Below are 25,467 nucleotides of genomic sequence, written 5' to 3'. Positions count from 1 at the left end.
TGCGTGGCCAGGATAGATCAAGGGGGCAGGTCCGGATGGCGAGAACGCCGGAAGTCGAAGTCACCGTCATTGAGCAGAAAGGATTCTGCGGGATCGGGCATAAGGTCGGCGACACCTGGCAGATCCGCGGGACGACCCCGGCCGGGATCTGTGTGTCCGCCTGGCAGGCGATGTTCCCGGGGCTTCGGGTGATCCAACTCGGCGGCTCGTTTCCGTGGGCAAAGGAGTCCGGTCGGGTCACCGTCGCCTGCCCGGACGCGGCCAACCCGGTGGTCTTCGAAATCCGTCCGGTCAAGGGCGGACAATGAATCCTTCGCCCCGACCCCTCGCGAATCCTACTTCCGCCGGTCCAGTCCCGCTCTGAAGGAGTATACCCCGGGCCTGCCGAAGTGCAGGCCCGAGAATCAACTGCGGAAGCTCCAACTTCCGAGGGAGAGGGGGAACCATGGCGGAGCGGCGCAAGCGGGCTAGGGACTTGGGGATCAACATCGGCCGGTTCGCGCCCGGAGTCCACAACGCCATCACCGACGTTCCCGGCGTCCGCGTCGGGCACTGCGACGTTGTCCATGGATACGGGAGACTGGTCCCCGGCGAGGGGCCGGCCCGAACCGGGGTCACCGTGGTCGTGCCCGACCAGTTGTTCCAGGACGGCTTTCTGAACCGGCTCTTCGCCGGCCACTTCGTCCTGGCCTCGGCCGGCGAGATTAACGGCGCCGTGATGATCGAGGAACTGGGGATCATCGAGGCCCCCATCGCCCTGACCAACACGGTCAGCATCGGGGTGGTCCGCGACGCCGTCCTCCACTGGATGATCAAGCGATACCCAAGCCTGGGGCTGACCCACGACCCGGTGGTGCCCATCGTCGCCGAGTGCGATGACAGCTACCTCAACGACATGCAGGGCGGCCACATCAAGGAAGAGCACGTGATCAGGGCCATCGAGACGGCCGTCGCCGGCCCGGTGGCCGAAGGCGTCGTCGGGGCCGGGCTCGGGATGACCTGCTTCGACTTCAAGTCCGGAATCGGTACGGCTTCCCGGCTGATCACGCTGGGCGACAGGACATACACCCTCGGCGTCCTTGTCTTGACCAACTTCGGAGAACGTTGGGCCATGCAGGTCTTGGGGGTTCCGGTGGGCGAGGAGATATCCGGTCTGACCACCACCGACACCGTCGAGGGGTCGGGGGTCATCGTCGTCGCCACCGACGCCCCATTCCTTCCACACCACCTGCGGCAGTTGGCCAAGCGGACCGCCCTGGGCTTCGGCCGGGCCGGATCCTATGCCTCCTATGGCAGCGGCGAGTTCATGATCGCCTTCAGCACCGGCTGCACCATCCCCCGCAACTACCGGCCCAACACGATGCCCCTCGAGGTGATGATCGGCTCGCGGTCGAGGATGAACCCGTTCTTCCAGGCGGCCATCGAGGCCGTCGAGGAGGCCGTCCTCAATTCGCTCCTGATGGCCGAGACGGCCGAGGGGCGCGACGGCAACACGGCCTACGCCATCCCCATCGACGAACTGGTGGCCGTCCTGCGGAAGTACGGACGCCTCAAGTGAAGAGGCAGCAAGGATAGCTTCGGAAGTGAGGTGGGGGCAGTGGTCGATCGCCGGAAGCGCGGCCTGTGCCTGGTCTTCACCGGCAACGGCAAGGGCAAGACCACGGCCGCTCTGGGGCTGGCCCTGCGGGCGGTCGGGCACGGATTGACGGTCCACGTCATCCAGTTCATGAAGGGCTCGGCCAACTACGGCGAGGTCATCGCGATGCGGAAGTACCTGCCGGGGGTGACCATCGATCAGTTCGGCCTGGAGACCTTCGTCAACAAGGCCGACCCTGCGCCGGAAGACCGTGAGTTGGCGGCCAAAGGGCTGGCCCGGGCGAACGAGGTGGTCACCGCCGGCGAGCATGACCTGGTCATCCTGGACGAGATCAATGTCGCCGTCGACTTCAACCTTATCACCCTGGACGAAGTGCTGGAGCTGGTCCACCGGCGGCCGACCCACGTCGACCTCGTCCTGACCGGTCGCTACGCCCGGCCGGAACTGGTCCGCGAGGCCGACCTGGTCAGCGAAGTCCTCGAGATCAAGCACCACTACGAGGCCGGAGTGCAGGCCCGCGAGGGGATCGAGTTCTAGCCGTCCCCGGCCGGAGTCGTCGGTGAACCCGGAGCATTGGTCTAGCCCGGCTGGGGCCGGGCTAGTGCTTTGCCCGCGGCTGCTCTCGGCGAGTGGCAGAGATGGATTGACGGGGCCGAGGCCGCGCCGGCACCAGAGGGGTTGGGGGTGGCTGATCAATGGACTGGATCAAGGTGACGCGTTTGCCCGGCGATATCTACCGCCTGGCCGAACCGCTCGGCCTGGTCGACCCGAGCTGGAAGGTCTTCTGGGTGAACAGCTATCTGGTTATCGGCTGCGAGCGGGTCGCCCTGATCGACAGCGGCCTAGGCTTCGTCCCCATCCGGCCGATCATCGAGACCATCACCCACCTGCCGGTGCTGGTCCTGAATACCCACAGCCACTGGGACCACTGCGGGAGCAACGCCGAGTTCGACGAGGTGGCCATCCATGGGCTCGAAGCCCCTCTGCTCCTTGGCTCCCCGGACCTCGACGATTTCCGCAAGGCCCTCAGGCGCCCAGGCTCGCGGCCCTTTCTGCCAAAGGGGTTAGACCCCGAGACCTACGCCTACCGGCCGAAGAAGGCCACCCGGCTGCTGACCGGGGGCGAACTCATCGACCTGGGGGGACGGAGCCTCAAGTGCCTGTCGGTGCCGGGCCACTCCCCCGGCGGCATCTGTTACCTCGAGGAGGCGACTGGCCGCCTCTTCATCGGTGATTGCGCCTATGCCGGGACGATCTGGGTCCAGACCCCCGACGCCGAGCCGGAGCGATTGGCCACCGGGTTGCGACGGCTCCTCGACATGGACCCGCCCATTCGCGAGTTGCTTCCGGGGCATGAGGAGGCGCCCCTGGGTTCGAGCCTCCTGACCGAGGTGCAAGCCGGCCTCAGCCTGGCCCTCTCGGGCAGCCACCCCTTTCGCCGGACAAGGTTGGGGAGATGCTTCGATTTCCCGCGTTTCTCGCTGTTACTGTCGGGATAGTTGGGCTAGGACGAGTGACATCGGGCCTAGTCACCCGATACTGGTCCACAGCGGCAGCGCCCAAAAACATAAACTTTGGCCGGGTCGGGTTCGATGTAAGGGGTGGAGCAAACAGGCCCCAGCTCCAAGCGGCAAGTGAGCCTCAGTTCCAGGCGCCAAGTTCCGGTCTCAATCACATCGCCCGACCTGCCCACACGGGTTGAACCCCGCCCTATGACCGCTCCCACGGCGACAGGGCGGGGGCTCTTTTTGCCCACCGAAAGAAGAGGCCCGTGACCGATGATCGGTCGCGGGCCATCGTTCAAACCGGTTCAGAAAGCGGTCACTGCAGGACGAAGTCTATTCCGGGATCTCTCAATCGACGATGCCGTACATGGGGACGACCAACAGCCCCGGTCCCTTGCAGATACCCGCCGACGCCTCGAGAGGTATGAGCAATACCACGGCGATAAGGAAGCTGACCACCAACCACTTGACCCTTCTCACGATGAGTTCCCCTTTCCTTAGCGGACTGGACGCATCGTCAACCGGCGAAGGCGGGCTTCAATCGACCTGGTGAAGCCGTTCGAAAGCGGCGATCACTTCGGGGTCGAACTGTCGGCCGGCCTCATCCTTCAACTTCAAGAGGGCCAGTGAATGTGGGTAAGCCTGGCGGTAAGCGCGGTCGGTGGTCATCGCGTCGTAAGCATCGGCGACGCTGAGGATCCTCGTCAAGAGAGGGATTGCGTCACCCCTGAGGCCGCCCGGGTAGCCGGTCCCGTCGTACCGCTCGTGGTGGTGCTTGACCAGGGAAACGGCCGATTCGGAGGTCAGGATGAAGCGGGTCATGTCGGCGCCAATCTCCGGATGCCGACGGATGGCCGCATACTCTTCTTCCGTGAGGGCTCCGGGCTTGTTCAGGATGGCCGTGTCGACGGAGACCTTGCCCACATCGTGCAGCCGCCCGGCCAACGACAACACGTCGCGGTCCTTCCCGCTCAGGCCCATGGCCTCGGCGATCTTGAGGGCGTAGGCCGTCACTCGCTCCGAATGACCCCGGGTATAGGGGTCCTTGGCTTCGATCGCGTCGGCAAAACGGAGAAAGGTGTCCAGGTAGTGGAAGCGCAGTTCCTGCTCGGCGAATTCGGCGTCCGGCTCGCCGTCCGGCCCTTCCGGGTTCAACGGAGACTCGGGCCGGCCGTAGAGGGCCCGTAGGGCCTGCTCGGCCTTGGCGGGCTTAACCTCTTCGACGGCCTGCCGGCAGTGTCCTTCCATCGCCCTAGCAGGCTCGGGAGTCCTGCTCCTGAGCCGCCGGACGACCGCCTCGGCTTCGGCCAAGTGGGCTCTGACCTTCAGTTTGCTGAAGTACTGAGCGGCTCGGCGGGCGTAAACCATCGCCTTCGACGGTTGACCCATGGCCTCAAAAATAAGCGAGAAGATCAGGGAGACCTGCCCGACCTCCTCGCGGTCCAGCGCGTTCACGTCGGAGAACAGAGCGATCAGCGACTGGTTGCAGAAGTGCATGGCCAGCTGCTGGTCACCCTGCAGATAATAGATCCGGGCCATCTCGGTGTAAGTGTAGGCGGCCAGTTTCTGATCGCCTATTCCCTTGGCCAGCGCCAGGGCCCGCTCCAGGTAGACCTGGCCCCGCCGATTCTGGCCAAGGGCGCCGTGGGCGATGCCCAGATTGTTGCAGGCCATCGCCTCGAAGTAGCGGTTGGCCGTCCGCTCGAAGCGGATCAGGGCCTGGTTCGTCTCACCCAGGGCATCGTGGTAGGAACCCTGGTCAAGGTGAAGCCCACCGAGCCACATCAAGATCCGCCCCTGGAGGACCTCGTCGCCGAGTTCACTCACCTGGGACAGGGCCCGGCGAAGGTGCCTTTCGGCCCGGGCGAACTGCCCCAGCCGCCAGAGAGCCGACCCCAGGTTGGCCTCGGCTTTGGCGAGGGTGTCCGGGTCCTTCACGGGCCCCTTGGAGAGCCGCCGGCGGGCCTCCTGGAAGCGAGGCACCGCCTTCTCGACCATTGACTCCTCGAGGTAGGAGACCCCCAGGGCGTTCTCGGCCTGGGCCGCGGCCAGATTGTCCTGGACCTCGACGGCTTCGTCCAGCCAGACCTGGAATTCCTCGATGGCTGCCTTGAGAAGACCCCGCCCGAAGAGGTGATTGCCCCTTTGGCGACGATCACGGGCGGCCGGCTTGGCAACGGTGTCAGCGGTCACTGCCAATCCTCCCGGAAAAGGTCACACTTCAAAACAGGTTTCGATGAGACCGTGTGGAATTATGAGGGTACCCCGAGCGCGAACGACGGAGAAAACGGAGAAGAAATCGGTGAATCTCGCCCAAGACAGTCGCTCTGTCCTGCATCGCTCCAACTTTCAAGGTCCGCTCCTGGCCTTCCTGGCCGCCTGCGGTTTCAGCACCGAGGCCGTCCTGATGAAGATTGGTTACGGACTGGGCCTGACTGCTCTGACCGCGGTGACCCTGCGCTTCGCCGTCGCCGGCCTGGCCGTGCTGCCACTGGTCGGACCCTTTTTGGTCAGGGGCGGGCGGGTGGATCGTTCTCAGGGGACGGCCATCGCCTTCGCCACGGCCGGGAACGTTGCCACCACATTCCTCTTGGCCCTGGCCCTCCGACTGGTCTCGGCCTCAGTCGGGATCATCTGCTTCTTCACCTTCCCGACGATGGTCGGCCTCCTGGCCCACCCGTTCCTGGGGGAGAGGCTGACCCCGAAAAAGGCGGTCTCCTTCGCCCTCTCCCTGGTGGGGGTGGCCCTCGTCGTCTGGTCGCCGGGCACCCGGGTCAATCTGCTCGGCCCCTTGATGGCCCTGGGCGCCGCGGCGGCCAACGCGGCCTCGATCATCGTGGTCAAGAAACGACTGGGGGCCATCCCCGGCCCGGTGTCGTCGTCCCTGGTCGTCATCGGCACGGCGGTCGTCTTCGGGGGAGTCGGTGCGGTCTCCGGCGTGGGGCTCTCGGGCGTCACCCCGGGGGCCTGGGCAACCATCGCCGGCCTGGGCCTCTTCACGACGGCCTTCGCCCTGACCGCCTTCTATGGCAGCCTCAGAATGATCACGGCCTCCCAGGCCTCGATCATCGGGGCCTTCGAGCCCTTCATCACCGCCGTCCTCGCCGTCCTCGTCCTGGGCGAGCGGCTCACCGCCTGGCAAGTGCTCGGTGGGTGTCTGATTGTCGCTGCCGTGGCAGCCTCGCCGGAGGAACCCGCGAGGGAACCGTCGAAGCACTAGACATCTCCAGGATTGGAGGTCGGCGGCATTGGCCCTGCGCTTCATCCTCGGCCGGGCGGGCACCGGCAAGACCTGGACCTGTCTTGGCGAGATCAAGGCCGAGTCACGCCGGAGCCCGGAAGGGCCGGCGCTTATTTTTATCGTTCCCGAGCAGGCTTCCTTCCAAATGGAGCGGGCTCTCTGGGCCGAAGGGGGCTCGGGTCCCGGGGCCTCCGCGGGCGGGGCCGGCAGCCTACGGGCCCAGGTCCTGAGCTTCCGGCGCCTGGCCTGGCGGGTCCTCAGCGAGACCGGCGGGGCGGCCCGACCGCACCTTGATGACCTGGGCAAGCGGCTTGTCCTTCGGGCTATCCTCCAGAGGAGGCGCGACGGGCTCGAGGTCTTCGGCCGGCCGGCCGCCCAGGCCGGCTTCGTCGACCGTCTGGCCGGGTCCTTGAAGGAGTTGGCAGCCTACCGGATCGGCCCCGAGGACCTGCGAAGCGAGGCGGAGAATTTGGCGGCGCGGGGTCTGGGCCAGTCGACGCTGGCCGGCAAGCTCCGCGACCTGGCCCTGATCGGCGAGGAGTGGCGAGCCTACCTGAAGGATAAGTATACCGACCCCGACGACTATCTGACCCTCCTGGCCGAGCGCCTCGAGACTTCGACCACGGTGCGCGGGGCGAGCGTCTTTATCGATGGCTTCGCCGGTTTCACGTCGCAGGAGTACGGGGTCATCGCCGCCCTCCTCAGGACGGCGGCCAGAGTGGACATCGCGCTTTGCCTCGACCCGGCGGAGGTGGACCGGCCACCCCAGGAAGTCGACCTGTTCCACGCGACCAGGGAGACCCACCGGCGACTGCTCACCTTGGCCGAAGCGTCCGGGACAACGATCGAGCCGCCGCTCGTCCTGCCGGCGGCCGGCGGGCGGGGACCGAGCCCGAGCCCGACCCCGACCCGGTTCGCCGGCTCGGATGTCCTGACCCATCTGGAAAGGGAATTCACCCGACCGTCTCCGAGGCCCTTCAGCGCTCCCCCGGGGGCGGCGGTCAGCCTGGTCGCCGCGGGCAACCGTCGGACCGAGGTCGATGCGGCGGTCCGGGAGATCATCCGGCTTTGCCGCGACGAGGGCTACCGCTTTCGTGACGTGGCCGTCCTGGTCCGGGATATCGAGCCTTACCACGCCTTGGTGAGCACGGTCTTCGCCGACTACGGGATCCCGCACTTCGTCGACAGCCGCCGCTCGGCGGCCCATCACCCGCTGGTCGAACTGGTCCGCTCGACCCTCGAGACAGCCATTTCGTATTGGGCCCCGGAACCCCTCTTTCGGAGCCTCAAAACCGACCTCGTCCCGCTGGACCGCGGGGCCGTCGATGAACTGGAGAACTACGTGCTGGCCCACGGCTTGCGTGGGCGGCTCTGGTCGGAAGACCGGCCGTGGACCTTCCGGCGGGTCGCCCTGGGTCCGGACGGGGCGGCTCCTTCCGCCGCCGAGGTCGAGGAACTGGCCCAGGTCAATCGGGCCAGGCGGGCGGTGCGCGGCCTGGTGGGCCGCTTCGTCGAGGGCATCCGGGCCTCCGTCACCACCCCCGCGCCCGCCGGCCGACTGGTCAGGAGCCTGGCCCACTTCCTCGAGGAACTCAGGGTGCCGGCCCGGCTGGCGGCCTGGCGCGATGAGCTGGTCGCCGCCGGGTTGCTCGAGCCGGCCCGCCAGCACGAGCAAGTCTGGAACGGCCTGGTCGGGCTGATGGAACGGATCGATTCGGCCCTCGGCGATCAGGCGATGACGCTGGCCGAGTTCGCCGGGGTCGTCGAGACCGGCCTCGAGAGTCTCCGTCTGGGCCTCATCCCGCCCAGTCTCGACCAGGTGCTGGTGGGAGCGGTCGATCGCTCCCGTCAACCGGAGCTCCGGGCCATCCTGGTCCTCGGCCTGAACGACGGGTCGTTCCCGGCGGTGGTCGCCGAGGACACCGTCTTTGTCGACCAGGACCGCGACGACCTCCTCCGGGGCGGGCTCGAGCTCGGACCGCCGGCTCGCTTGCGCTCCTTCCATGAGGATTACTTGGGCTATGTGGCTCTAACGCGGGCCCGTGAACGGCTCTACCTGAGCTATGCGCTGGCCGACGAGGAAGGACGCCCGCTCGGCCCCTCGCCGCTGGTCAACCGGGTGCGCCTGATCTTCCCCGGACTCCGGCCGACGACGGTCGGCCTCGACCCCGGCGATCAGCCCCAGAAAGCCCTGGGCTACCTGACCGACCCCGGCCGAGCAGCCGGTCACCTGGTTCGCCGGCTGGCCGCCGCCCGCGGCACCCGGCCCCCCGGGCCCTTCTGGGCTCAGGTCTACGGGGTCCTGGCCGATGATGAAGCCTACCGTCGGGCGGCTGCCCCGCTGCTGCGATCGCTGAATCACGGCAACGCGGCCGGACCGCTCCCGCCGGAGGTAGTCCGCCGGCTTTACGGCGACCCTCTGCGGACCAGCGTGACCCGGTTGGAGCGGTTCGCCGCCTGCCCATTCAAGCATTTCCTGGCCGACGGGCTGCGGCTGAAGGTGCGGGAGGTCCATCAGGTCGACGCCCCGGACCTCGGGAGCCTCTATCACCAGGCCCTTCAGCTCTTCGTCGGGCGGGCCATGACCGACGGGATCGACCTGGCCGCCATGTCGCCGGAAGAGGCCTCCGAGGCCATCCGGGCGGTGGTCAGGGAGGTCGCCCCCGGCCTGCGCGACCGCATCCTCCTGAGCTCGGCCCGCTATCGCTACCTCGGCCATCTTCTGGAGCGAACCCTCCGCCGGACCTCCGGCGTGCTTCTCGAGCACGCCCGTCGCGGGCGCTTCCTCCCGGCCCAGATCGAGGTCGGGTTCGGCCCAGGCGAGGCGTGGCCGGCCTTCCGCGTGGACCTGGGTGACGGTTCGGCCGTCGAAGTCCGCGGGCGCATCGACCGAGTCGATCTGGCCGAGTCCGGCCGGCGCCGCTTCCTCCGGGTGATCGACTACAAGAGCGGACGGGCCGACCTCCGGGCGGCCGACGTGTACTACGGGCTCAGCCTACAACTCCTGGTCTATCTGGCCGTGGCCGGCCAGAACCTCGGCGGGGCCGAGGAACCCGCCGGCCTGATGTACTTGAAGGTGCGGGACCCGCTCCTCAAGGCCCCCGGCCCTCTCCCGGACGAGGTGCGAAAAGCTGAGCTACTCAAGCAACTGCGGGCCGGGGGAATGTTCCTGGCCGACCCGGAGGCCGCCCGGCTGATGGACGAGAAGGTGGCCGGCGGATCGCCCATCGTCCCCCTGCGCTTGAGAAAGGACGGCACGGTGGGCAAGAGCCGCCGAGCCGTCGACGCCGCCCGGCTTGGGGCCCTGATCGCCTTCGCCAGCCGCCTGATCAGAAGCACCGGGCGGTCCATCGTCGGCGGGGACGTCCGGGTCGCCCCGTACCGGCGCGGCACCGAGCGCCCTTGCGCCTATTGCGAGTTCCGGGCGGCCTGCGGCTTCGACGTCCTCCTGCCCGGCAACGCCTATCGCCGCCTGACCATGTCCGACGACGACGCCTGGAAGCAAATCACCGCGGCCGACGAGTCAGAAACCCCGAAAGGTGATCGCCCATGAGCCCGGCCAAATGGACTGACGAACAGTCGTCGGCCATCGACCACCGCGGGAGCAACGTCCTTCTCTCCGCGGCTGCCGGGGCCGGCAAGACGGCCGTCCTGGTCGAACGGGTGGTCCGGCGGATCACCGGTCGCCAGGGGGCCGGGCCGACCAGCATCGACAGGCTCCTCGTGGTCACCTTCACCGAGGCCGCCGCGGCTGAGATGAAAAGTCGGATCCGTGAGGCCTTAACTGGTCTCCTGGCGGCCGATCCAGACCAGGCCTGGCTCCGTCGCCAGGCGGCCCTGGTCAACCGGGCCTCCATCTCGACCCTGCACGCCTTCTGCCTGAGACTTTTGCGGGCCAACTTCCACCGCTCAGGGTTGGACCCGGCCTTCCGGGTCCTTGACGAGCAGGAGGCCGGACTGCTCCGGCAGGAGGTCCTCGAGGCCCTCTTCGAAAGCCGGTACGAGGCCGGCGGGACCGAGTTCACCGGCCTGGTCGACCGGTACGGGGGCGTCCGCGGCGATGAGGGGCTGAGGAACCTCGTCCTCAAGGCCTACGACTTCTCTCGCTCAGTCCCCTTCCCGGAGGCCTGGCTCCGCCGCGCCGCCGCCAGCTTCGACCTGCCCCCGGGACTCCGGTTGGGCGACCACCCCTGGGGCCGGGCCGCCCTGGAAGAGGTTTCCCTGGCCGTCGACCGCGCCGAAGGTTTCGTCGACGTGGCCAAGGGACTCTGCACCCTGCCCGGCGGGCCGGCTGCCTATGAGGCCGCCCTTGAGGGCGACCGGCTGATCCTGTGCGGCCTGCGCCGGGCCTTGGAGACCAAGGTGTGGGCGGCCGCCCACGCCGCCTTCGAGGCCGCGCCGGACTTCGCCCGGCTTCCCGCCGCCCGCGACGGAGCCGCCTCGCCGGAGCTGAAGGAGGCCGTCAAGAAAGCTCGGGACACGGTCAAGAAGATCCTGGGTGATGTTCACCAGGCTTACTTCGGGCGGCCTGAGGCCGACCTCCTGGCCGAGATCGAGGCCGTCCGCCCGTCCGCCCGGTCCCTCTCCGAGCTGGTAAACGAGTTCGCCCGGGCCTACCGCCAGACCAAGCTGGCCCGGGCCCAACTGGATTTCGCCGACCTCGAGCACTACGCCCTCGACCTGTTGACCGATAAGGACGTGGAGGGGGCGGATGAAGGGCCCCTGGTCGGTCCCGGCGCCGGCCAGGCGGACCCTTCGGCGGAGCAGCCCCTGCACCCGACGGATTTGGCCGATGAGCTCCAGGCCCGCTACGACGAGGTCCTGGTCGACGAGTTCCAGGACATCAATGGAGTCCAGGAAGCCTTGCTGCGCCTGGTCTCGAGGCAATGGGGGGAGGGCCGCCCGAACCTCTTCATGGTCGGCGATGTGAAGCAGAGCATCTATCGATTCCGCCTGGCCGACCCGGGGATCTTCCTGCGCAAGTACCGGCAGTACGGCGGGGTTGGCGACGAGCTGGAGGGCGCGCGGGGGCCGGCCGAGGGCGGCGGGGCCGAGTCGGGGGCCCCGCCGGACGGCCGGAGCCTCGACCTGAGGGCCAACTTCCGCAGCGGGGCGGGGGTCGTCGAGGCGGTCAACTTCATTTTCCGGACCATCCTGACGAAGCGAATCGGCGAGATCACCTACGACGACCGGGCCGCCCTGGTCGGGAAGGCCGACTACGGCGCTCATCCGACGCCGCCGGGGCCGGTCGAAGTGCACCTCATCGAACGCGGGCCGGGGACCAGGGATGACGGCGACGAGGCGGCCCACCGGGACGAACCCGGCGGCGGGGACGAGCCCGGCGAGGACGACCAGACCGAACAAGCCGACCGGGAGGACCTCGAGGCCGCCGAAAAGGAAGCCGTGGTCATCGCCGAGCGGATCCGGGCGATGGTCGGCGGAAGCGAGTTCTCGGTCCTCGACCGAGGCTCCGGGACATACCGGCCGGTGCGCTTCCGCGACATCGTCGTCATCCTCCGGGCGACCAAGGAACGGGCCAACAAGTTCCAGGAGGTCTTCAACCGCTACGACCTGCCGGTCCACGCCCAGTTGGGGACGGGCTATTTCGAGGCCACCGAGATCGAGGTCGTGCTCGCCCTGCTGCGGGTGATCGATAACCCGCGGCAGGACATCCCGCTCCTGGCCGTCCTCCGCTCGCCCGTCGGCCGGTTTGGCGAGGCCGATCTGGCCGCCATCAGGCTGGCTGCCCGTGAGGCCGACTTTTGCGGAGCCCTCCAGGCGGCCGCGGCCGGGAAGGGGGCGGACCCCGCCGGCTCTCTGGCCGACCGCTGTGCCGCCTTCCTCGAGCGGCTGGAGGACTGGCGCACCTGGGCCCGGCGCGAAGGCCTGGGCGACCTGGTCTGGCGGCTCTATCGAGACACCGGATACCTGGCCTATGTCGGTGGCCTGCCGGGTGGGCCGCAACGGCGGGCCAACCTCCTGGCCCTCCACAGCCGGGCTGGGCAGTTCGACCGTTTCGCCGTCCAGGGCTTGTCCCGTTTCCTGCGCTTCATCGACCGGCTTCGGGAGACCCTGGGGGACCTCGGGACCGCCAGGGCCGTCGGCGAGGATGAGGACGTCGTCCGGATCATCAGCGCCCACGGGGCCAAGGGCCTCGAGTTCCCGGTGGTCATCCTGGCCGACCTCGGCCACCTCTTTAACCTGAACGACCTCAAGGCCGACTGGTTGTTCCACCGGGAACTCGGGTTCGGACCTTACCTGGTTGACCCGGAGCTGCGCCTGGCTTACCCGACCATCGCCTGGCTGGCGGTGCGAGGCTGCCTGTCCCTGGAGACGCTGGCCGAGGAGATGCGGATTCTCTATGTCGCGATGACCCGGGCCAGAGAGCGGCTGATTCTGGTCGGGTCGAAGCGCGACCTGGCCGCCGCCTGCCGTGGCTGGGCCATGGGGGGGACGGAAGGCGGCTCCCTGCCCGACCATCAGCTGGCTGCCGCCCGCTGCTGGCTCGACTGGCTGGGTTCGGCTCTCCTCAGGCACCCCGACGGGCGCTATCTGCAGGACCTGGCCGGCCGGCCGACAAGCGCGGAACCCCGCCCGGCCGGGGCCGGCGGCTCGCGATGGGCCGTCAGCCTGTATGGTCTGCCGGGCAGGGCCGTCCTGCAGGCCGCCGCACCGGCTCGGGAAGCCGGGCTCCCCTGGGACGACCTGGCCGAGCTCCGCCCGTGGTCGGCCGCGCAGCCGCCGGACCCCGGCCTCCGGGAGACGATCAGGCGCCACCTGGCCTGGTCATATCCCGAGCGACCGGCGACCACCGTGGCCGCCAAGGTGAGCGTCAGCGCCTTCCTGCGGGCCGGGGCCGACCGTGACCGCGTGCCGGCTGGGACGGACGAGGCGTCCCTCGGTCTAGACGAAGAGGCCCTGCCGATCAGTCCCGCTGGGCGGGCCCCGGGGGACTGGCGCCGGCCGGCCTTCGCCGACGAGGGAGCGGGACTGGGGGGCGCCGAGCGAGGTTCGGCCACCCATCTGGTCTTACAGAACCTCGACCTGACCCGACCTCTGGATCCGGAGGACCTGGCCGGCCAGGTGACGAGGATGGTCGGCGACCTCCTCCTCACCGAGGAGCAGGCGGCCGTGGTCGACCTGCCCTCCCTGGCCAGATTCTGGCAGTCCGATCTCGGGCGGGCCGTGCGGGCGGCCGGCCCGCGGGCCAAGCGCGAAGTCCCGTTCACTCTCGCCGTGCCGCTCGGCGAGGTCTACCCGGGCCACCCGGCCGCCCAAGAGTCGGTCCTCGTCCAGGGGATCATCGACTGCCTGCTGGAGGAGGACGAAGGGGAGACGATCATCGACTTCAAGACCGACCGATTGCCGGCCGAAGCCGTGCCGACCGCGGCCGAGGCTTATCGGCCACAGCTGGCCCTGTACGGGAAGGCCGTGGCGACCATCCTGGGGCGCCCGGTCACCCGGACGGCCCTGGTCTTCCTCCATTCGGGCAGGGTCGTCGAGGTCTCGCCGGAATAGGCCTCCGCCGGACCGGGGGAGACGAATAACGGCGCCCCGCGCGTTGCGGGGCGCCGTGGCTTGCTCTCGGTGATGGCTCAATCCGCGGCCGACCGGTCGGACTTTGCCCGCCGGCCCGTCAGCGGCCGATTCGTCCGCGGCCTGTCCGCTTCAGCTCGACCTGGCGGGCTTCTTCGCCGAGCCCGAGTTCGGCGAGCTTCTCCGGGGCAGGCAGGCCGGTCGCCAGATCCCAGCCGCGGGCCGAGTAATACTCGTCGAGCATCGGCTCCAACTCAACGACGCTGCCGGTGGAGGGCCCGCTTCCGGCGGGCAGGGGCTCCTTCAGGAAGCGTTCGGGAAGACGGTCATCGGCTCTGCTCAGACCCTCCCTGGCATTGTAGAGGCGTTCCAGGTTGATCAGGCGCTCGCAGGCCTGCTGGACCTGGTTGCCGTCGAAGTCCAGGCCGGTGGCCGCCCGCAGGATTTCGGCCGCCCGGTCGAAGGGCAGGACCTCCATGTTGACGATGGTGTTCTTGCATGCCTCCAGGCAGTCGGCCAGGGCGCACAGTTCCTCGAAATGCTTGACCAGCCGGCCCTTGCCCTTGTGCTCCAGGCGGAAGGCCGACTCGGCGGCGCCGAAGCGCCGCTGACCGGCCGGGGCATCCTCGCTGAATTCGAAGGACGGCTCCGAGCGCAGGTGGTCCCCGCCCCGGCTGGCGACGGCCAGGCCGAGGGCGTAGCCCTTGAGCCCGCGCGGATCGGCCTGGAAGAATTCCAGCCCCTTGACTTGCATGGCCAGAGACTCGCTGCCCCGCCCGACCTTCCGGGCCGCCGCCAGGACACCGTCGGCGAGGACGTCGCCGAAGCCTTCCCGAACGGCGATCTTGTCGATCAGGGCCAGAATGGTCGGGCCATTCCCCCAGGTCAGTTCGAGGCCGTCGGCCTCGCGGTCGCTCATCAGGCCGCGCTGCCTCAGCTCCATGGCCCAGGCGATGACCTCGGCCGTGCCGATGACGTCCAGGCCGTAACGATTGCACTTGTCGATGGCCGCCAGGCCTAGGGCCAGGTCGGTCTGACCGAGCTTGGAGGTGAAGCCGGCCAGCCCCTCGAACTCCGGGCCCTCGCTGGCCAGGCCGGCGAAGCTGCCGTCGCCCACGCGGAAGAATCGGCTGCACGGGATGTTGCAGGCGAAGCAGCTCTTTCCCTTGACCCGGTAGCGGCCGGCCAGGGTCTCCCCGGAGACCTCGGACGCGGCTTCGAACCGCCCGACTTGGTAGTGCCTGACGCACAGGGCGCCCATCTCGTTCAGCGAGCCCAGGAGCCGCGTGGTCCCCAGGGCGATGCGGGGTTGATACTGGTCGTGGTCTTTGATCTCCTGGTTCAGAGTCCGGACGAGGTCCATGAACCGGGTCGGGTCGGCCACCGTGACCGGCCGTCGGCCGCGGACGGCCATGGCCTTCACGTTCTTGGCCGCCATGACCGTGCCCATCCCCGTTCGGGCGGCCGCCCGCACGAGATTGGTGAAGATCCCGGCGAACTTGACCCCCTTCTCCGCGGCCGGACCGGCCACGGCGACCTGGGCGCGGTCGTCGTCCAGCTCATGGCGGACGGCCTCGTCGGTGGCCCAGACATCCAGGCCGCGCAAATGGTCGGCCGGCCGGAACTGGACCCCGTCCTCGGTCACCAGCAGGTAAATGAGAGAGTCGGCCCGGCCTTCCAGGATGACCTGGTCCCAGCCGGCGAACTTCAGCTCGGGGCCGAAGAAGCCGCCGGCGTTGGAATCCCCGAGGATGCCCGTCTGGGGGGACATGGCGCTGACGTTGAACCGGGAGGCCCCGGAGAAAAGGGTCCCGACCAGCGGTCCGACTCCGAAGCAGAGCCGGTTTTGCGGGTCGAGCCCCGGCGTGTGCGGGGCCACCTCGGCGTAAAGCGTGGCGACGTTGAACCCCCGCCCGCCGATGAAACGCCGGGCGGCGCCGTGGTCAAGCGGCTCGGCCCGCCAGACCCGGCGGTCCAGGTCGATGCGAAGGATGCGGCCGGCGTACCCGTGGCTCGATCCGCTCATCTTCGGCCACCCCCGGCCGCGACCCGGGCACCGGCCCGGCCGTAGGTCAGGGCTCCCGTGGCGCACTCGGCGACGCAGGCCGGAGACCCGCCGCAGAGGTCGCAGATCAAGGCCCGGCCGCCGGCCGGCGAGAGCCTGACGGCGCCGAAGGGGCACGCCTCGGCGCAGTCGCCGCAACCAGTGCAGCGACGGCCGTCGACGAGGATGGCGTGAGTCCCGGGGTCCCGCGACAGGGCGCCCTCTGGGCAAGCTTGGACGCAGCGGGCGGCCCCGCATTGCCGGCAGACGGTCGGCCGATCGATCCCGGCGGCCTCGGCCTTGGTCACGACGACCCGGGCCATCTCGCCGCTGAAGACTTGCTCATGGGCATAGCTGCAGGCCAACTCGCAGGAACGGCAGCCGGAACAGGCCTGCTCGTCGACCAGCAGGCGCTTCGGCGGCTCGCGGCGGGGCGCGGTCTTGGGCGCGGTCGGGCCGCCGTTCCCGAGCGTGTTCCCGCCCCCATTCGCGCCCGGCGCTTCATCGGCCGCCACCCGCTCGAACCTGAAGATGACCTGGCCGTCTGGGTCCGGACAGACCATCCGGCTCGTATCCGGCAGCCAATCATTGTCTTCGACCACCCGCCGCTGTTTGACGGGAATCATCGGCATCAGGGCCTGCAAAGCCCAGAGGCAGAAGAACCCACCATCCGGGATGCAGATCCGGCCGCCCTTGACTTCGATGTAGTCGCCGGGGCGCATCGGCAGGTCACAGAAACCGCGGACCTCTTCAACGACGATCCTGAGGTCGTACATGGACATCCCACCTTGCTTCAAATCTAGCAGGGTCGTCGGTGGCCGTCAACCGGGAATGCGAGGCGCCGGGAAGGCTCGGAGGCCTGGGGTCGCCCCCACGGTCGGCCAATAACTGGGGATTGAACCGGGCAGGAGAACATCGGCCCTATTTCGAATACAACGAGGGTTTTGCTCTCTGAGGCCAAAAGGCCTGCTTTTCTGGGGTCGATCAAGGGCACACATTAGGAGCGATAGACATGACCAAGGATATCACCGCCGACCTCCTCGGCGCCGTCCCGGCCGCCTACGCCCGAGCCCGTGCGGAGCAGGCCGTCAAGGCTCTGAAGAAGAACGGTTTCGAAGCGACCTACGTGGCCACCCCGGAAGAGGCCGTGGCCAAGGTCCTCGCGCTGATCCCCGACGGTGCCTCGGTCGGCGTCGCCGGCTCGATGACCGCCCGACAACTGGGCCTCCCCGAACGGCTCGCGGACGGCGGACACCGGGTGGTCCACCACTGGCTCCCCGGCCTTTCCGCGGAGGAGGCCCGCCGCATCCATCTCGAAGAGGCCTCCAGCGACATCTTCATCACCAGCTCCAACGCGGTCACCCTGGACGGCAAGCTGGTCAACACGGACGGCGGCGGCAACCGGACCGCGGCGATGATCTTCGGCCCCCGCCGGACCATCATCATCGCCGGCTACAACAAGCTGGTCGATGACGTTGGCGGGGCCCTCAAGAGGATCAAGGAAGTGGCCGCACCGATGAACGCCATCCGCCTTCACCTCAAGACCCCCTGTGCCGTGACCGGCCGCTGCACCGACTGCTCCTCCCCGGACAGGATCTGCGCGGTCACGACGATCCATGAAAGGCGGCCGGCGAGGTCCAGCTATAGCGTCATCCTGGTGGGAGCTGAACTGGGATATTGACCCATTTATGGGGTTTGAACCGGGGTTAATTTTGGCCACCGGGCAGGATTCATCCTAAATGAAAAAGAATCTCTCCATTTGGCATTGGACCAAATCCTTGGCCGGGCCACGGCCCGACCGCGCCATACTGTGGGGGTGAGAGCGCAGTCGAGGTTGACCGCGGACTCAGTAGGGGGAACGTAGTCCCAGATAGACTGAAGGAGGGCAATTCTTAAAATGAGGACTAGAAAGCTCCTGGCACTCATCCTCGTTGCCAGCTTAGCACTAACTATCGTCCTGGCGGCGGGCTGCAAGAAGGCCCTTGAGCCGCCCAAGCGCCCGGACGTCCGCATCGGTCTGGTCTTCGACGTCGGCGGTCGCGGTGACAAGTCCTTCAACGACTCGGCTTTCGCCGGCTTCGAGCGGGCCATCAAGGAGTTCGACCCGGCCGCCAAGCAGGACGGCACCACCTGGACCGGCAAGTACGAGTGGAAGTACCTCGAGCCGTCGGCCGGCGGTGAGAACCGCGAACAGCTCCTCCGGACCCTCGCCGAGGACAAGTACACCTTAGAGATCGGGGTCGGCTTCCTCTTCACCGACGCCCTGTCCGCGGTGGCCAAGAACTTCCCCGGTACCAAGTTCGGCCTCGTCGACGGGTTTGTTGACAAGCTCGACGACAAATCCAACATTGTCTGCCTCGGCTTCAAGGAACATGAAGGGTCCTTCCTCGTCGGCGCCGCCGCCGCCAAGCTGTCCAAGACGGGCATCATCGGCTTCGTCGGCGGGATGAAGATGCCCCTGATCGAGAAGTTCGAGGCCGGTTACTACGCCGGCGCCAAGTACGTCAACCCGAAGATCAACGTCCTGTCGGCCTACATCGGGACCACCGGCGACGCCTTCAAGGATCCGACCAAGGGCAAGGAGCTCGCCCTCGGCCAGTACCAGAAGAAGGCCGACGTCGTTTACCACGCTTCGGGCGCTTCGGGCATGGGCGTCTTCCAGGCCGCCGCGGCCCAGAAGAAGCTGGCCATCGGGGTTGACTCCGACCAGTACCTGAGCGTCTCCGCCGACCTCCAGCCGTACGTCGTCACCAGCATGATCAAGCGGGTCGACGTCTCCGTCTATGAGACCGTCAAGGCCGTCATCAACAACGCCTACAAGGGCGGCTACGCCACCTTCGGCCTGGCCAACAACGGCGTCGGCTACGCCGACAACCCGGGCGTGCAGGCCATCAAGGCCGACCTCGACGCCATCGCCAAGAAGGTTGCCAGCGGCGAGATCAAGGTCCCCGAGACGATGAAGGACGCCAAGACCTTCGCCGACGGCCTCAAGAAGTAACTCCATAGCTCCACGATAGGGGGTGGAGCCTCCCGGGCTCTACCCCCTATTTTGGCTAAAGAGGCATTTACCAAGGCTTGGCTGAATTGCCGAAAAAGGACTGATGCGCTGTGACCCCCACCACCGGGGCTGAGATCGTCAGGCTTGAGGGAGTCACCAAGCGGTTTCCCGGCGTGCTGGCCAACGATCGGGTGGACCTGACCGTCAACACCGGCGAGATCCACGCCATCGTCGGCGAGAACGGCGCCGGCAAGAGCACCCTGATGAAGATCCTCTACGGCCTCTACCGGCCGGACGCGGGGGCAATCCACTTGCGCGGGCAGAAGGCGTCCATCGACACCCCCGGTCGGGCGGTGGCCCTCGGCATCGGCATGGTCCACCAGCACTTCATGCTCATCCCGGCTTTCACCGTCGCCGAGAACATCGTCCTCGGCCACGAGCCGACCCGAGCCTGGCTAAACTTCGGGCGGATCCAGGCGGACATCGCCGAGCTCTGCAAGAAGTACGGCTTCGCCCTGGACCCGGGGGCCTTCGTCTCGACCCTCTCCGTCGGCGAGCAGCAGCGGGTGGAGATCCTGAAGGTCCTCTATCGCGGGGCCGAAATCCTCATCCTCGACGAACCCACGGCCGTCCTCGTCCCCCAGGAGGTCGAGGAGTTGTTCGCCAACCTGAAGGCCCTGAAGGCGTCCGGCAAGACGATCATCTTCATCAGCCACAAGCTGGATGAGGTGATCGAGATCGCCGACCGGGTCAGCGTCCTTCGGCAGGGACGGATGGTCGGGACGGTCGAGGCGGCGACCACCGACAAGCGGACCCTGGCCGAGATGATGGTCGGCCGGCCGGTCCTCTTCAACCTGACCAAGCCCCAGGTCGCGGAGGGCGACGTCCTCCTCGAGGCGGACGGGCTGACGGTCCCCGGGCGCGGCGCCCGGCCGTTGGTCAACAGGGCCTCGTTCAAGGTCCGAGGGGGCCAGATCTACGGCATCGCCGGGGTCGAGGGCAACGGGCAGACCGAACTGATCGAGGCCATCATGGGCCTCCGCAAGCTCAGCGCGGGGGCGGTCCGGGTGGCGGGGCAAGCGGCCACCGGCCTCTCTCCGGCCGAACTCCGCCAGAGGGGACTGGCCTTCATCCCGGAGGACCGCCAAAAGCGCGGGCTGGTCCTGCCGATGACCATCTGGGAGAACCTGATCCTGGGCTTCCAGCGTAACCCGACCTTCTCCAAACCGAGCGGCCTGAAGTTCGCGGCCATCATGAGCCACTCCGAGGAGCTCAGGAAGCGCTTCGATATCCGCCTGTCCAACCTGGGTAACCCGGCCCTGGCCCTCTCCGGCGGGAACCAGCAGAAGGTCATCCTGGCCCGGGAGTTCGCCCACGACCCGAAGGTGATCATCGCCTCGCAGCCCACGCGGGGGCTGGACATCGGGGCCACCGAATTCGTCCATCAGCAGATCCTAGCGGCCAAGGGGGCCGGGAAAGCCGTCCTGCTGGTCTCGGCCGACCTCGAAGAGGTGATGTCCCTGGCCGACAGGATCGGCGTCATCTACAACGGCCAGATCGTCACCGAGATCCCGGCCGACCAGGCCACGCCTCAGGAGCTGGGGTTCTACATGACCGGCGGCAAGCGTCAGGCCGGAGAGGGGGCGACCGCATGAGCCAGACCACACCGGGCGCCAACGAGCCCAAGCCGGCCGGGTCGCGGCGCCGGCGCCTCACCCCGTTGCCCCTGGACAAGCAATCGCGGCGGTTCATGTGGTTGCAGATCGCCACGCCTTTCCTGGCCATCCTCTTCGCTTCGCTCATCGGCTCCCTGATCATGCTGGCCATCGGCAAGGACCCGCTGAACGTCTACGCCAGGATGTTCAGTTTCAGCTTCGGGCGAGCCGACAGTATCGCCACCATCCTCTTCCGGGCGACCCCGCTGATCTTCGCCGGGCTGGCCAGCGCCATCGCCTTCAAGATCAACGTCTTCAACATCGGTGTCGAGGGCCAGTACCTGATGGGGGCGATGATGGCCTCGATCGTCGGGTTCACCGTCAAGGGCCTGCCGGCTTACATCCACTTGCCGCTGGTCATTGTCGCGGCGATGCTCGGCGGAGCCCTCTGGGCCCTCCTCCCGGCCTACCTGAAGGTCAAGCGCGGGGTCCACGAAGTGATCAGCACGATCATGCTGAACTACGTGGCCGCCTCTCTCCTCCACTTCTTCATCGCCAACGTCTTCATGGACAAGAGTCAAGTCGTCGGACAGGGTGGGATGGGCAGCCCGCGGATGCGGATGCCCCTCATCGAGGCCTCGGCCCGCATGCCGACGCTACATAGTTTCTTCGCCCACCTGGGGGTCAACTTCCCGCCTCACGTCTACGTGAACTGGTTCCTCTTCATCGGCATCGCCCTGGCCGCGGTCCTTTTCTACGTCATCTGGCGGACGCCGTTCGGCTATGAGATCCGAGCGGTGGCCCAGAATCCGACGGCGGCGGAGGCCGCCGGGATCAACTCAAAGCGCCAGATCTTCCGGACCTTCCTGATCAGCGGGGCCATCGCCGGGCTGGTCGGCTTATCCGATCTCCTCGGGTTCTTCGGCTACATGGACATCGACTTCCCGAGGGGGCGCGGGTTTGATGGCATCGCCGTCGCCCTGCTCGGCAAGAACGACCCCTTCGGGGTCATCCTGGGCGCGCTCCTCTTCGGCTTCCTGAGCCGGGGGTCCGAGGGTGTCCTGGTCTTCTCCGGCGTGCCGGCTGAAGTGATCACGATCATCCAGGGCGTGATGATCCTGTCCATCGTCGTCGCCTACGAAATCGTGACCCGCTACATCCGGGTCCAGAAGAAGAAGGAGGCCATCGGAGCATGAGCGTCAGCGAACTTCTGGCCTCCGCTCTGCGGATGAGCGTCCCGGTCCTCCTGACCGCTCTGGGGGCCATCTACTCCGAACGATCGGGGATCGTCAACATCGGCCTCGAAGGGATGATGATCATCGGCACCTTCTTCGGTGCCGTCGGGGGCTACTATTACGGCCCGATGGTCGGGGTCATCCTGGGGATGCTGGCCGGGATGGCCTTCGCCCTCATCCACGCGGTGGCCACGGTGACCTTCAAGATCAACCAGATCGTCAGCGGCGTGGCCCTCAACATCCTCGCCGCGGGTCTGGCCCGGTTCCTCTGCATCCAGATCTTCCACATGGCGACGACCTCCCCGGAGGTCCACCAGTTCACCAAGTGGAACATCCCCGGCCTTGACCGGATCGAGGTCCTCAAGCCGCTGGTGACGGGGATCTCGCCGTTGCTCGTCGTGGCCCTGCTGGCTGTCCCCTTCACCCACTACGTCCTCAACCGGACGGTCTTTGGACTGCGCCTGAGGTCATGCGGCGAGAACCCGCTGGCCGCCGATACCCTCGGGGTCAACGTCTACCTGATGCGCTATCTCGGCACGGCGATCGGTGGCGCCTTCGCCGGCTTGGCCGGGAGTTTCCTGGCCATCGAGCACACCGGGATGTACATCGAGGGGATGACCCAGGGCAAGGGCTTCATCGCCCTGGCGGCGATGATCTTCGGCAACTGGAGCGCCCTCGGCTCGATGTGGGCCGCTTTCCTCTTCGGCTTCGCCGAGTCGGTCAGCTTTCGGGTCGTCTCCAGCAAGATCCCCTATCAGTTCATCAAGATGATCCCCTACCTGCTGACCCTGGCCGTGCTGGCCGGCGTGGTCGGGCGGGCGCAGGCCCCCGCGCAGGAGGGCGAGCCCTACGAGCGCGGAGGGGCATGAGCGCCCTTGACCGCCGGGGTGAGCGGCCGCGGTACGGCGGTCGCTCGTTCTTTTTTCGGCAGGAGTTGAGCCGCTCCGGACGAATATGCCTCTTGTGTCTCATGGCCGTCAATCCGGCCTCGACGCGCGGGCATGGCCACGAGGGATACCACGACAAGGTAGGGGGCTGGAGCCATGCGAGGCTTCCCCGCTGACAAGCCGCAAGAGCCGTTGAACCCAGCCGACCGGTTCCTACCCCGAGGCCTCGAACGGGCCTTCGGCGTGATTCAGGACGGACTGGCCACCGGGGCCTATCCGGGAGCGGTGGCCGTCATCGTCGGGCCCGAAGGCATCGTCACGCAACGGGCCTTCGGCCGGGCGATGGTCGTCCCGACCGAGCGGGAGATGACCCTCGACACCCAGTTCGACCTGGCCTCGCTGACCAAGCCGGTGGCCACTCTGACCTCGCTCCTCATCTTGGCGGGCCGGGGGCACATCGCCCTCGACGAGCCGATCGGGGAGTTCTTCCCGGAGTGGCGAGCGGCGGGGGGCGACGGGGACGGCAAGCGCTCGGTCACCCTCCAGCACTTGCTGACCCACACCGCCGGGCTCCCGGCCTGGCGTCCCTTCTACCTCGACTGCCGGACGCCCGAAGAGGTCATCCGGGCGACCTGCCAGACACCGTTGGCCTACGAGCCGGGGACCCGCGTCCTCTACAGCGACCTCGGCTTCATCCTCCTGGGTGAGGTCGTCCACCGGTCCACCGGCCTGCGGCTGGATGGCTTCGCCGATCAGGAGATCTTCCGGCCCTTGAAGATGCTGGATACCGCCTTCGCTCTGGCCCCTGGGGCCCGCAAGCCGGCTCACGGCGACAGTGCCCCGGCCGACGATGCCCGGGAGGCCCCGGTCGACCCCGCCCGGGCGGCCGCCACCGAGGTGGGTAATTTGGTCGAACAGGGGCTCGTCGGGGCGGAAGCGGCCGCTTTCAACGGCTGGCGGACCGGGACCATCTGCGGCGAAGCGAATGACGGCAACTGCTTCTATGGTCTGCAAGGCGTGGCCGGTCACGCCGGGCTCTTCTCCACCGGACGGGACCTGGCCGCTTTCTCCGCCATGTGGCTGAACGGCGGAGTCGGCCCACGGGGGCAACTGCTCTCGCCGGCCCTCGTCAAGTCGGCCACCCGGGACTGGACCGGCCATCTCGGTGCCCCGCGCGGCCTGGGTTGGAGCAAGCCGCCCCTGCGCGTTCGCCGGGGGGACGAGAACGGCCCCTTCTCGGGCGGCGACTTCCTGACCCCCAGGGCTTACGGGCACACCGGCTTCACCGGGACGTCCCTCTGGATCGACCCGGAGCACCGTCTGGCGATGATCCTCTTGACTAACCGTTTGCACCCCCGCGCTGAGGCTGGTATAATTTATTGTCGGCCCAAGTTCCACAACGCGGTGCTCGGAGGCTTGCGGCCCTAAGGTTTGCCGGCCTCCGGGAAGAGCGTGGACGGCCGCCGGAGGTACCGGATGAACTTCATCGGGGTCGACTTGACGCCGATCACTGCTTCCGCCTATGAACCGACCGCTTTCTGCGTCCTGAAGAAGGACGGAAAGGGTCTGCCGGTTCTGGCCGAGTGCATGAGCGTGCCGGAGCGGGATGGAAAGGCCTCCCGCCTGTGGGCCGAAGCCTATGCCCCCGGCGTCGGGTCAGGGGAACGGCTCGATCTCGTCGGCCGCTTCGTCACCCGGGCCGACGAGGAACTGGTCAGCCTGATCATCGAGTTCATGCCGGGGATCGTCGCCTTCGACACCCCGCTGTCCATACCCGACGGTCGGGCCGGCTACGACCTGAGACTGGCGGACCGGATCCTCACCCAGGACCCGCAGTTACGGGACTTCAGGAAGACCCTCCGGGCCCGGGCGACCCTCACCGGCAGGACCTGCCGGGCCCTGGCCATCCGCGAGTTGCTCGACCGGGAGGGCCTGGTCTATGGGGAAGACTTCATCGAGGTCTGCCCCCAGTCGAGCCTGGTCTATCTCAGCCTGCCGGCGGAGTTCAAGGACGGCCGGATGATCCGCGAAGACCTTCCCGACAAGCTCCTTCGGCAGCTCCGGATCCCGCCGGAGACGCGCCTCCCGCAGAACGGGCGAGAATACGCCGCTCTGGTTTCCGCTTTCACCGGTTACTTGCGATACATCGGGGTCACCGAAGAGGTGGGCGATCCCGGCGAGGGGACCATCACCCTGGCCAGGAGGGCCGACCATGCCGGATCCCACTGACCGTGACGTACCTTCGCAAGGCCCGGCCCGGCCTCGTTCGGCCCTGGGCGTTTTTTCTTTGGGGAGGGACCTGGGCCTCGTCGCCCTCTCGGCCCTCTTCTTCCAGCTGGGCCAGAGCTTGTTCCGGGGGGTCTACCCCAACTTCCTGAAAGACATGAGGATCCCCGGGGATCAGGTCGGGGCCATCGAGGGCCTTCGCGAACTCCCCGGGCTGGCCACCGGCTTCCTGGCCGTCGTGGCTTTCGCCCTTCCCCAGTCCACCCTGGCCGCCGTCTGTATGGCCGTGGTCGCTCTCGGGCTCGTCCTTTACGGCCATGTCACGGGCTTCGTCGGACTCATCGCCGCCACCCTGGTCATGAGCACGGGCTTCCACGTCTTCTACCCGGTCCAATCATCGATGATCCTGAGGCACTCGAGGAAGGGCGAGAAAGCCACCGCCCTCGGGATGATCAACGCGGTGACGGCGCTGGCCACCGTGATGACCATGTTCTCGGTGGCCGGGCTGAGCAGGATCGCCTCCTACCGGAGCATCTACTATAG

Annotated in this window: 19 protein-coding genes; 15 read left to right on the top strand and 4 right to left on the bottom strand. The window is 67.7% G+C overall.

Features of this window, described 5'->3' with window-relative positions; all coding sequences use genetic code 11:
• Positions 1–35: 35 nt before the first annotated feature.
• The 4 genes from VGL40_12850 to VGL40_12835 all read left to right on the top strand — a co-directional run bounded on the left by VGL40_12850 (position 36) and on the right by VGL40_12835 (position 3,096).
• Positions 36–308: a TIGR04076 family protein gene (locus tag VGL40_12850; protein ID HEY3316151.1), complete on the top strand. Its 273-nt coding sequence runs from the start codon at positions 36–38 to the stop codon at positions 306–308.
• Positions 309–445: 137 nt separating this feature from the next.
• On the top strand, positions 446–1,558 hold the full coding sequence (locus tag VGL40_12845) for a P1 family peptidase (GenBank protein HEY3316150.1): 1,113 nt from the start codon (positions 446–448) through the stop codon (positions 1,556–1,558).
• Positions 1,559–1,597: 39 nt separating this feature from the next.
• Positions 1,598–2,134 carry a cob(I)yrinic acid a,c-diamide adenosyltransferase gene (gene cobO / locus VGL40_12840; GenBank protein HEY3316149.1) on the top strand — a complete coding sequence of 179 codons (537 nt, stop codon included), beginning with the start codon at positions 1,598–1,600 and terminating at the stop codon, positions 2,132–2,134.
• A 158-nt stretch (positions 2,135–2,292) separates the two neighbouring features.
• Positions 2,293–3,096, top strand: coding sequence for an MBL fold metallo-hydrolase (locus tag VGL40_12835; protein HEY3316148.1), 804 nt, complete (start codon positions 2,293–2,295; stop codon positions 3,094–3,096).
• Between the two features lie 354 nt (positions 3,097–3,450).
• Here the strand turns inward: VGL40_12835 and VGL40_12830 are convergent, their stop codons facing one another.
• Both VGL40_12830 and VGL40_12825 read right to left on the bottom strand, forming a co-directional pair.
• The gene (locus VGL40_12830; GenBank protein ID HEY3316147.1) at positions 3,451–3,582 is read right to left on the bottom strand and encodes a hypothetical protein; all 132 of its coding nucleotides are present in this window, start codon (positions 3,580–3,582) and stop codon (positions 3,451–3,453) included.
• A 57-nt stretch (positions 3,583–3,639) separates the two neighbouring features.
• Positions 3,640–5,295 carry an HD domain-containing phosphohydrolase gene (locus tag VGL40_12825; protein HEY3316146.1) on the bottom strand — a complete coding sequence of 552 codons (1,656 nt, stop codon included), beginning with the start codon at positions 5,293–5,295 and terminating at the stop codon, positions 3,640–3,642.
• A gap of 109 nt (positions 5,296–5,404) precedes the next feature.
• Between VGL40_12825 and VGL40_12820 the strand changes: the two genes are divergently transcribed.
• From VGL40_12820 to addA, 3 genes are read left to right on the top strand one after another with little or no spacing between them, the layout of a single operon-like run.
• Entirely contained in the window at positions 5,405–6,322 is a 918-nt protein-coding gene (locus VGL40_12820) for a DMT family transporter (protein ID HEY3316145.1), read from the top strand.
• A 28-nt stretch (positions 6,323–6,350) separates the two neighbouring features.
• Positions 6,351–9,896, top strand: a complete 3,546-nt coding sequence (gene addB / locus VGL40_12815) for a helicase-exonuclease AddAB subunit AddB (protein HEY3316144.1) — start codon at positions 6,351–6,353, stop codon at positions 9,894–9,896.
• On the top strand, positions 9,893–13,861 hold the full coding sequence (gene addA, locus VGL40_12810) for a helicase-exonuclease AddAB subunit AddA (protein HEY3316143.1): 3,969 nt from the start codon (positions 9,893–9,895) through the stop codon (positions 13,859–13,861). Before addB ends, addA begins: the two co-directional genes overlap by 4 nt.
• Before the next feature lie 118 nt (positions 13,862–13,979).
• Here the strand turns inward: addA and VGL40_12805 are convergent, their stop codons facing one another.
• Together VGL40_12805 and VGL40_12800 are read right to left on the bottom strand one after the other, a co-directional pair.
• Positions 13,980–15,905 (bottom strand): aldehyde ferredoxin oxidoreductase family protein, encoded by a 1,926-nt coding sequence (locus VGL40_12805; protein HEY3316142.1) that lies wholly within the window; start codon positions 15,903–15,905, stop codon positions 13,980–13,982.
• Entirely contained in the window at positions 15,902–16,699 is a 798-nt protein-coding gene (locus tag VGL40_12800) for a TIGR04076 family protein (protein ID HEY3316141.1), read from the bottom strand. Before VGL40_12800 ends, VGL40_12805 begins: the two co-directional genes overlap by 4 nt.
• Before the next feature lie 236 nt (positions 16,700–16,935).
• Between VGL40_12800 and VGL40_12795 the strand changes: the two genes are divergently transcribed.
• The 8 genes from VGL40_12795 to VGL40_12760 all read left to right on the top strand — a co-directional run.
• Positions 16,936–17,604 (top strand): lactate utilization protein, encoded by a 669-nt coding sequence (locus VGL40_12795; protein HEY3316140.1) that lies wholly within the window; start codon positions 16,936–16,938, stop codon positions 17,602–17,604.
• Between the two features lie 216 nt (positions 17,605–17,820).
• Complete coding sequence (locus VGL40_12790; GenBank protein ID HEY3316139.1) at positions 17,821–18,921, top strand: BMP family ABC transporter substrate-binding protein; 1,101 nt, start codon at positions 17,821–17,823, stop codon at positions 18,919–18,921.
• A gap of 110 nt (positions 18,922–19,031) precedes the next feature.
• Positions 19,032–20,576, top strand: coding sequence for an ABC transporter ATP-binding protein (locus VGL40_12785; protein HEY3316138.1), 1,545 nt, complete (start codon positions 19,032–19,034; stop codon positions 20,574–20,576).
• Positions 20,573–21,772, top strand: a complete 1,200-nt coding sequence (locus tag VGL40_12780) for an ABC transporter permease (protein ID HEY3316137.1) — start codon at positions 20,573–20,575, stop codon at positions 21,770–21,772. Before VGL40_12785 ends, VGL40_12780 begins: the two co-directional genes overlap by 4 nt.
• A complete protein-coding gene (locus VGL40_12775) occupies positions 21,769–22,680 on the top strand; it encodes an ABC transporter permease (GenBank protein ID HEY3316136.1) in 912 nt (303 codons plus the stop codon). The genes VGL40_12780 and VGL40_12775 overlap by 4 nt, the downstream gene beginning before the upstream one ends.
• Before the next feature lie 174 nt (positions 22,681–22,854).
• Positions 22,855–24,126 (top strand): serine hydrolase domain-containing protein, encoded by a 1,272-nt coding sequence (locus VGL40_12770; GenBank protein HEY3316135.1) that lies wholly within the window; start codon positions 22,855–22,857, stop codon positions 24,124–24,126.
• 48 nt (positions 24,127–24,174) lie between these two features.
• Positions 24,175–24,927, top strand: a complete 753-nt coding sequence (locus tag VGL40_12765; protein ID HEY3316134.1) for a hypothetical protein — start codon at positions 24,175–24,177, stop codon at positions 24,925–24,927.
• The coding region (locus VGL40_12760) for a hypothetical protein (GenBank protein ID HEY3316133.1) at positions 24,911–25,467 on the top strand (557 nt) is incomplete at its 3' end. The genes VGL40_12765 and VGL40_12760, both read left to right, overlap by 17 nt.

It is taken from the genome of Bacillota bacterium (genome assembly GCA_036504675.1).
GTDB lineage: Bacteria > Bacillota > Sulfobacillia > JAJYWN01 > JAJZPE01 > DASXUT01.
This window is presented reverse-complemented; position numbering and strand designations above follow the sequence as displayed.

Bases quoted from the DNA above. Each gene is read 5' to 3' on its own strand.
- VGL40_12850 (HEY3316151.1), top strand. From the start codon at position 36: ATGGCGAGAACGCCGGAAGTCGAAGTCACCGTCATTGAGCAGAAAGGA.
- VGL40_12845 (HEY3316150.1), top strand. From the start codon at position 446: ATGGCGGAGCGGCGCAAGCGGGCTAGGGACTTGGGGATCAACATCGGC.
- VGL40_12835 (HEY3316148.1), top strand. From the start codon at position 2,293: ATGGACTGGATCAAGGTGACGCGTTTGCCCGGCGATATCTACCGCCTG.
- addA (HEY3316143.1), top strand. From the start codon at position 9,893: ATGAGCCCGGCCAAATGGACTGACGAACAGTCGTCGGCCATCGACCAC.
- VGL40_12805 (HEY3316142.1), bottom strand. From the start codon at position 15,905: ATGAGCGGATCGAGCCACGGGTACGCCGGCCGCATCCTTCGCATCGAC.
- VGL40_12800 (HEY3316141.1), bottom strand. From the start codon at position 16,699: ATGTACGACCTCAGGATCGTCGTTGAAGAGGTCCGCGGTTTCTGTGAC.
- VGL40_12795 (HEY3316140.1), top strand. From the start codon at position 16,936: ATGACCAAGGATATCACCGCCGACCTCCTCGGCGCCGTCCCGGCCGCC.
- VGL40_12790 (HEY3316139.1), top strand. From the start codon at position 17,821: ATGAGGACTAGAAAGCTCCTGGCACTCATCCTCGTTGCCAGCTTAGCA.
- VGL40_12780 (HEY3316137.1), top strand. From the start codon at position 20,573: ATGAGCCAGACCACACCGGGCGCCAACGAGCCCAAGCCGGCCGGGTCG.
- VGL40_12775 (HEY3316136.1), top strand. From the start codon at position 21,769: ATGAGCGTCAGCGAACTTCTGGCCTCCGCTCTGCGGATGAGCGTCCCG.
- VGL40_12770 (HEY3316135.1), top strand. From the start codon at position 22,855: ATGCGAGGCTTCCCCGCTGACAAGCCGCAAGAGCCGTTGAACCCAGCC.
- VGL40_12765 (HEY3316134.1), top strand. From the start codon at position 24,175: ATGAACTTCATCGGGGTCGACTTGACGCCGATCACTGCTTCCGCCTAT.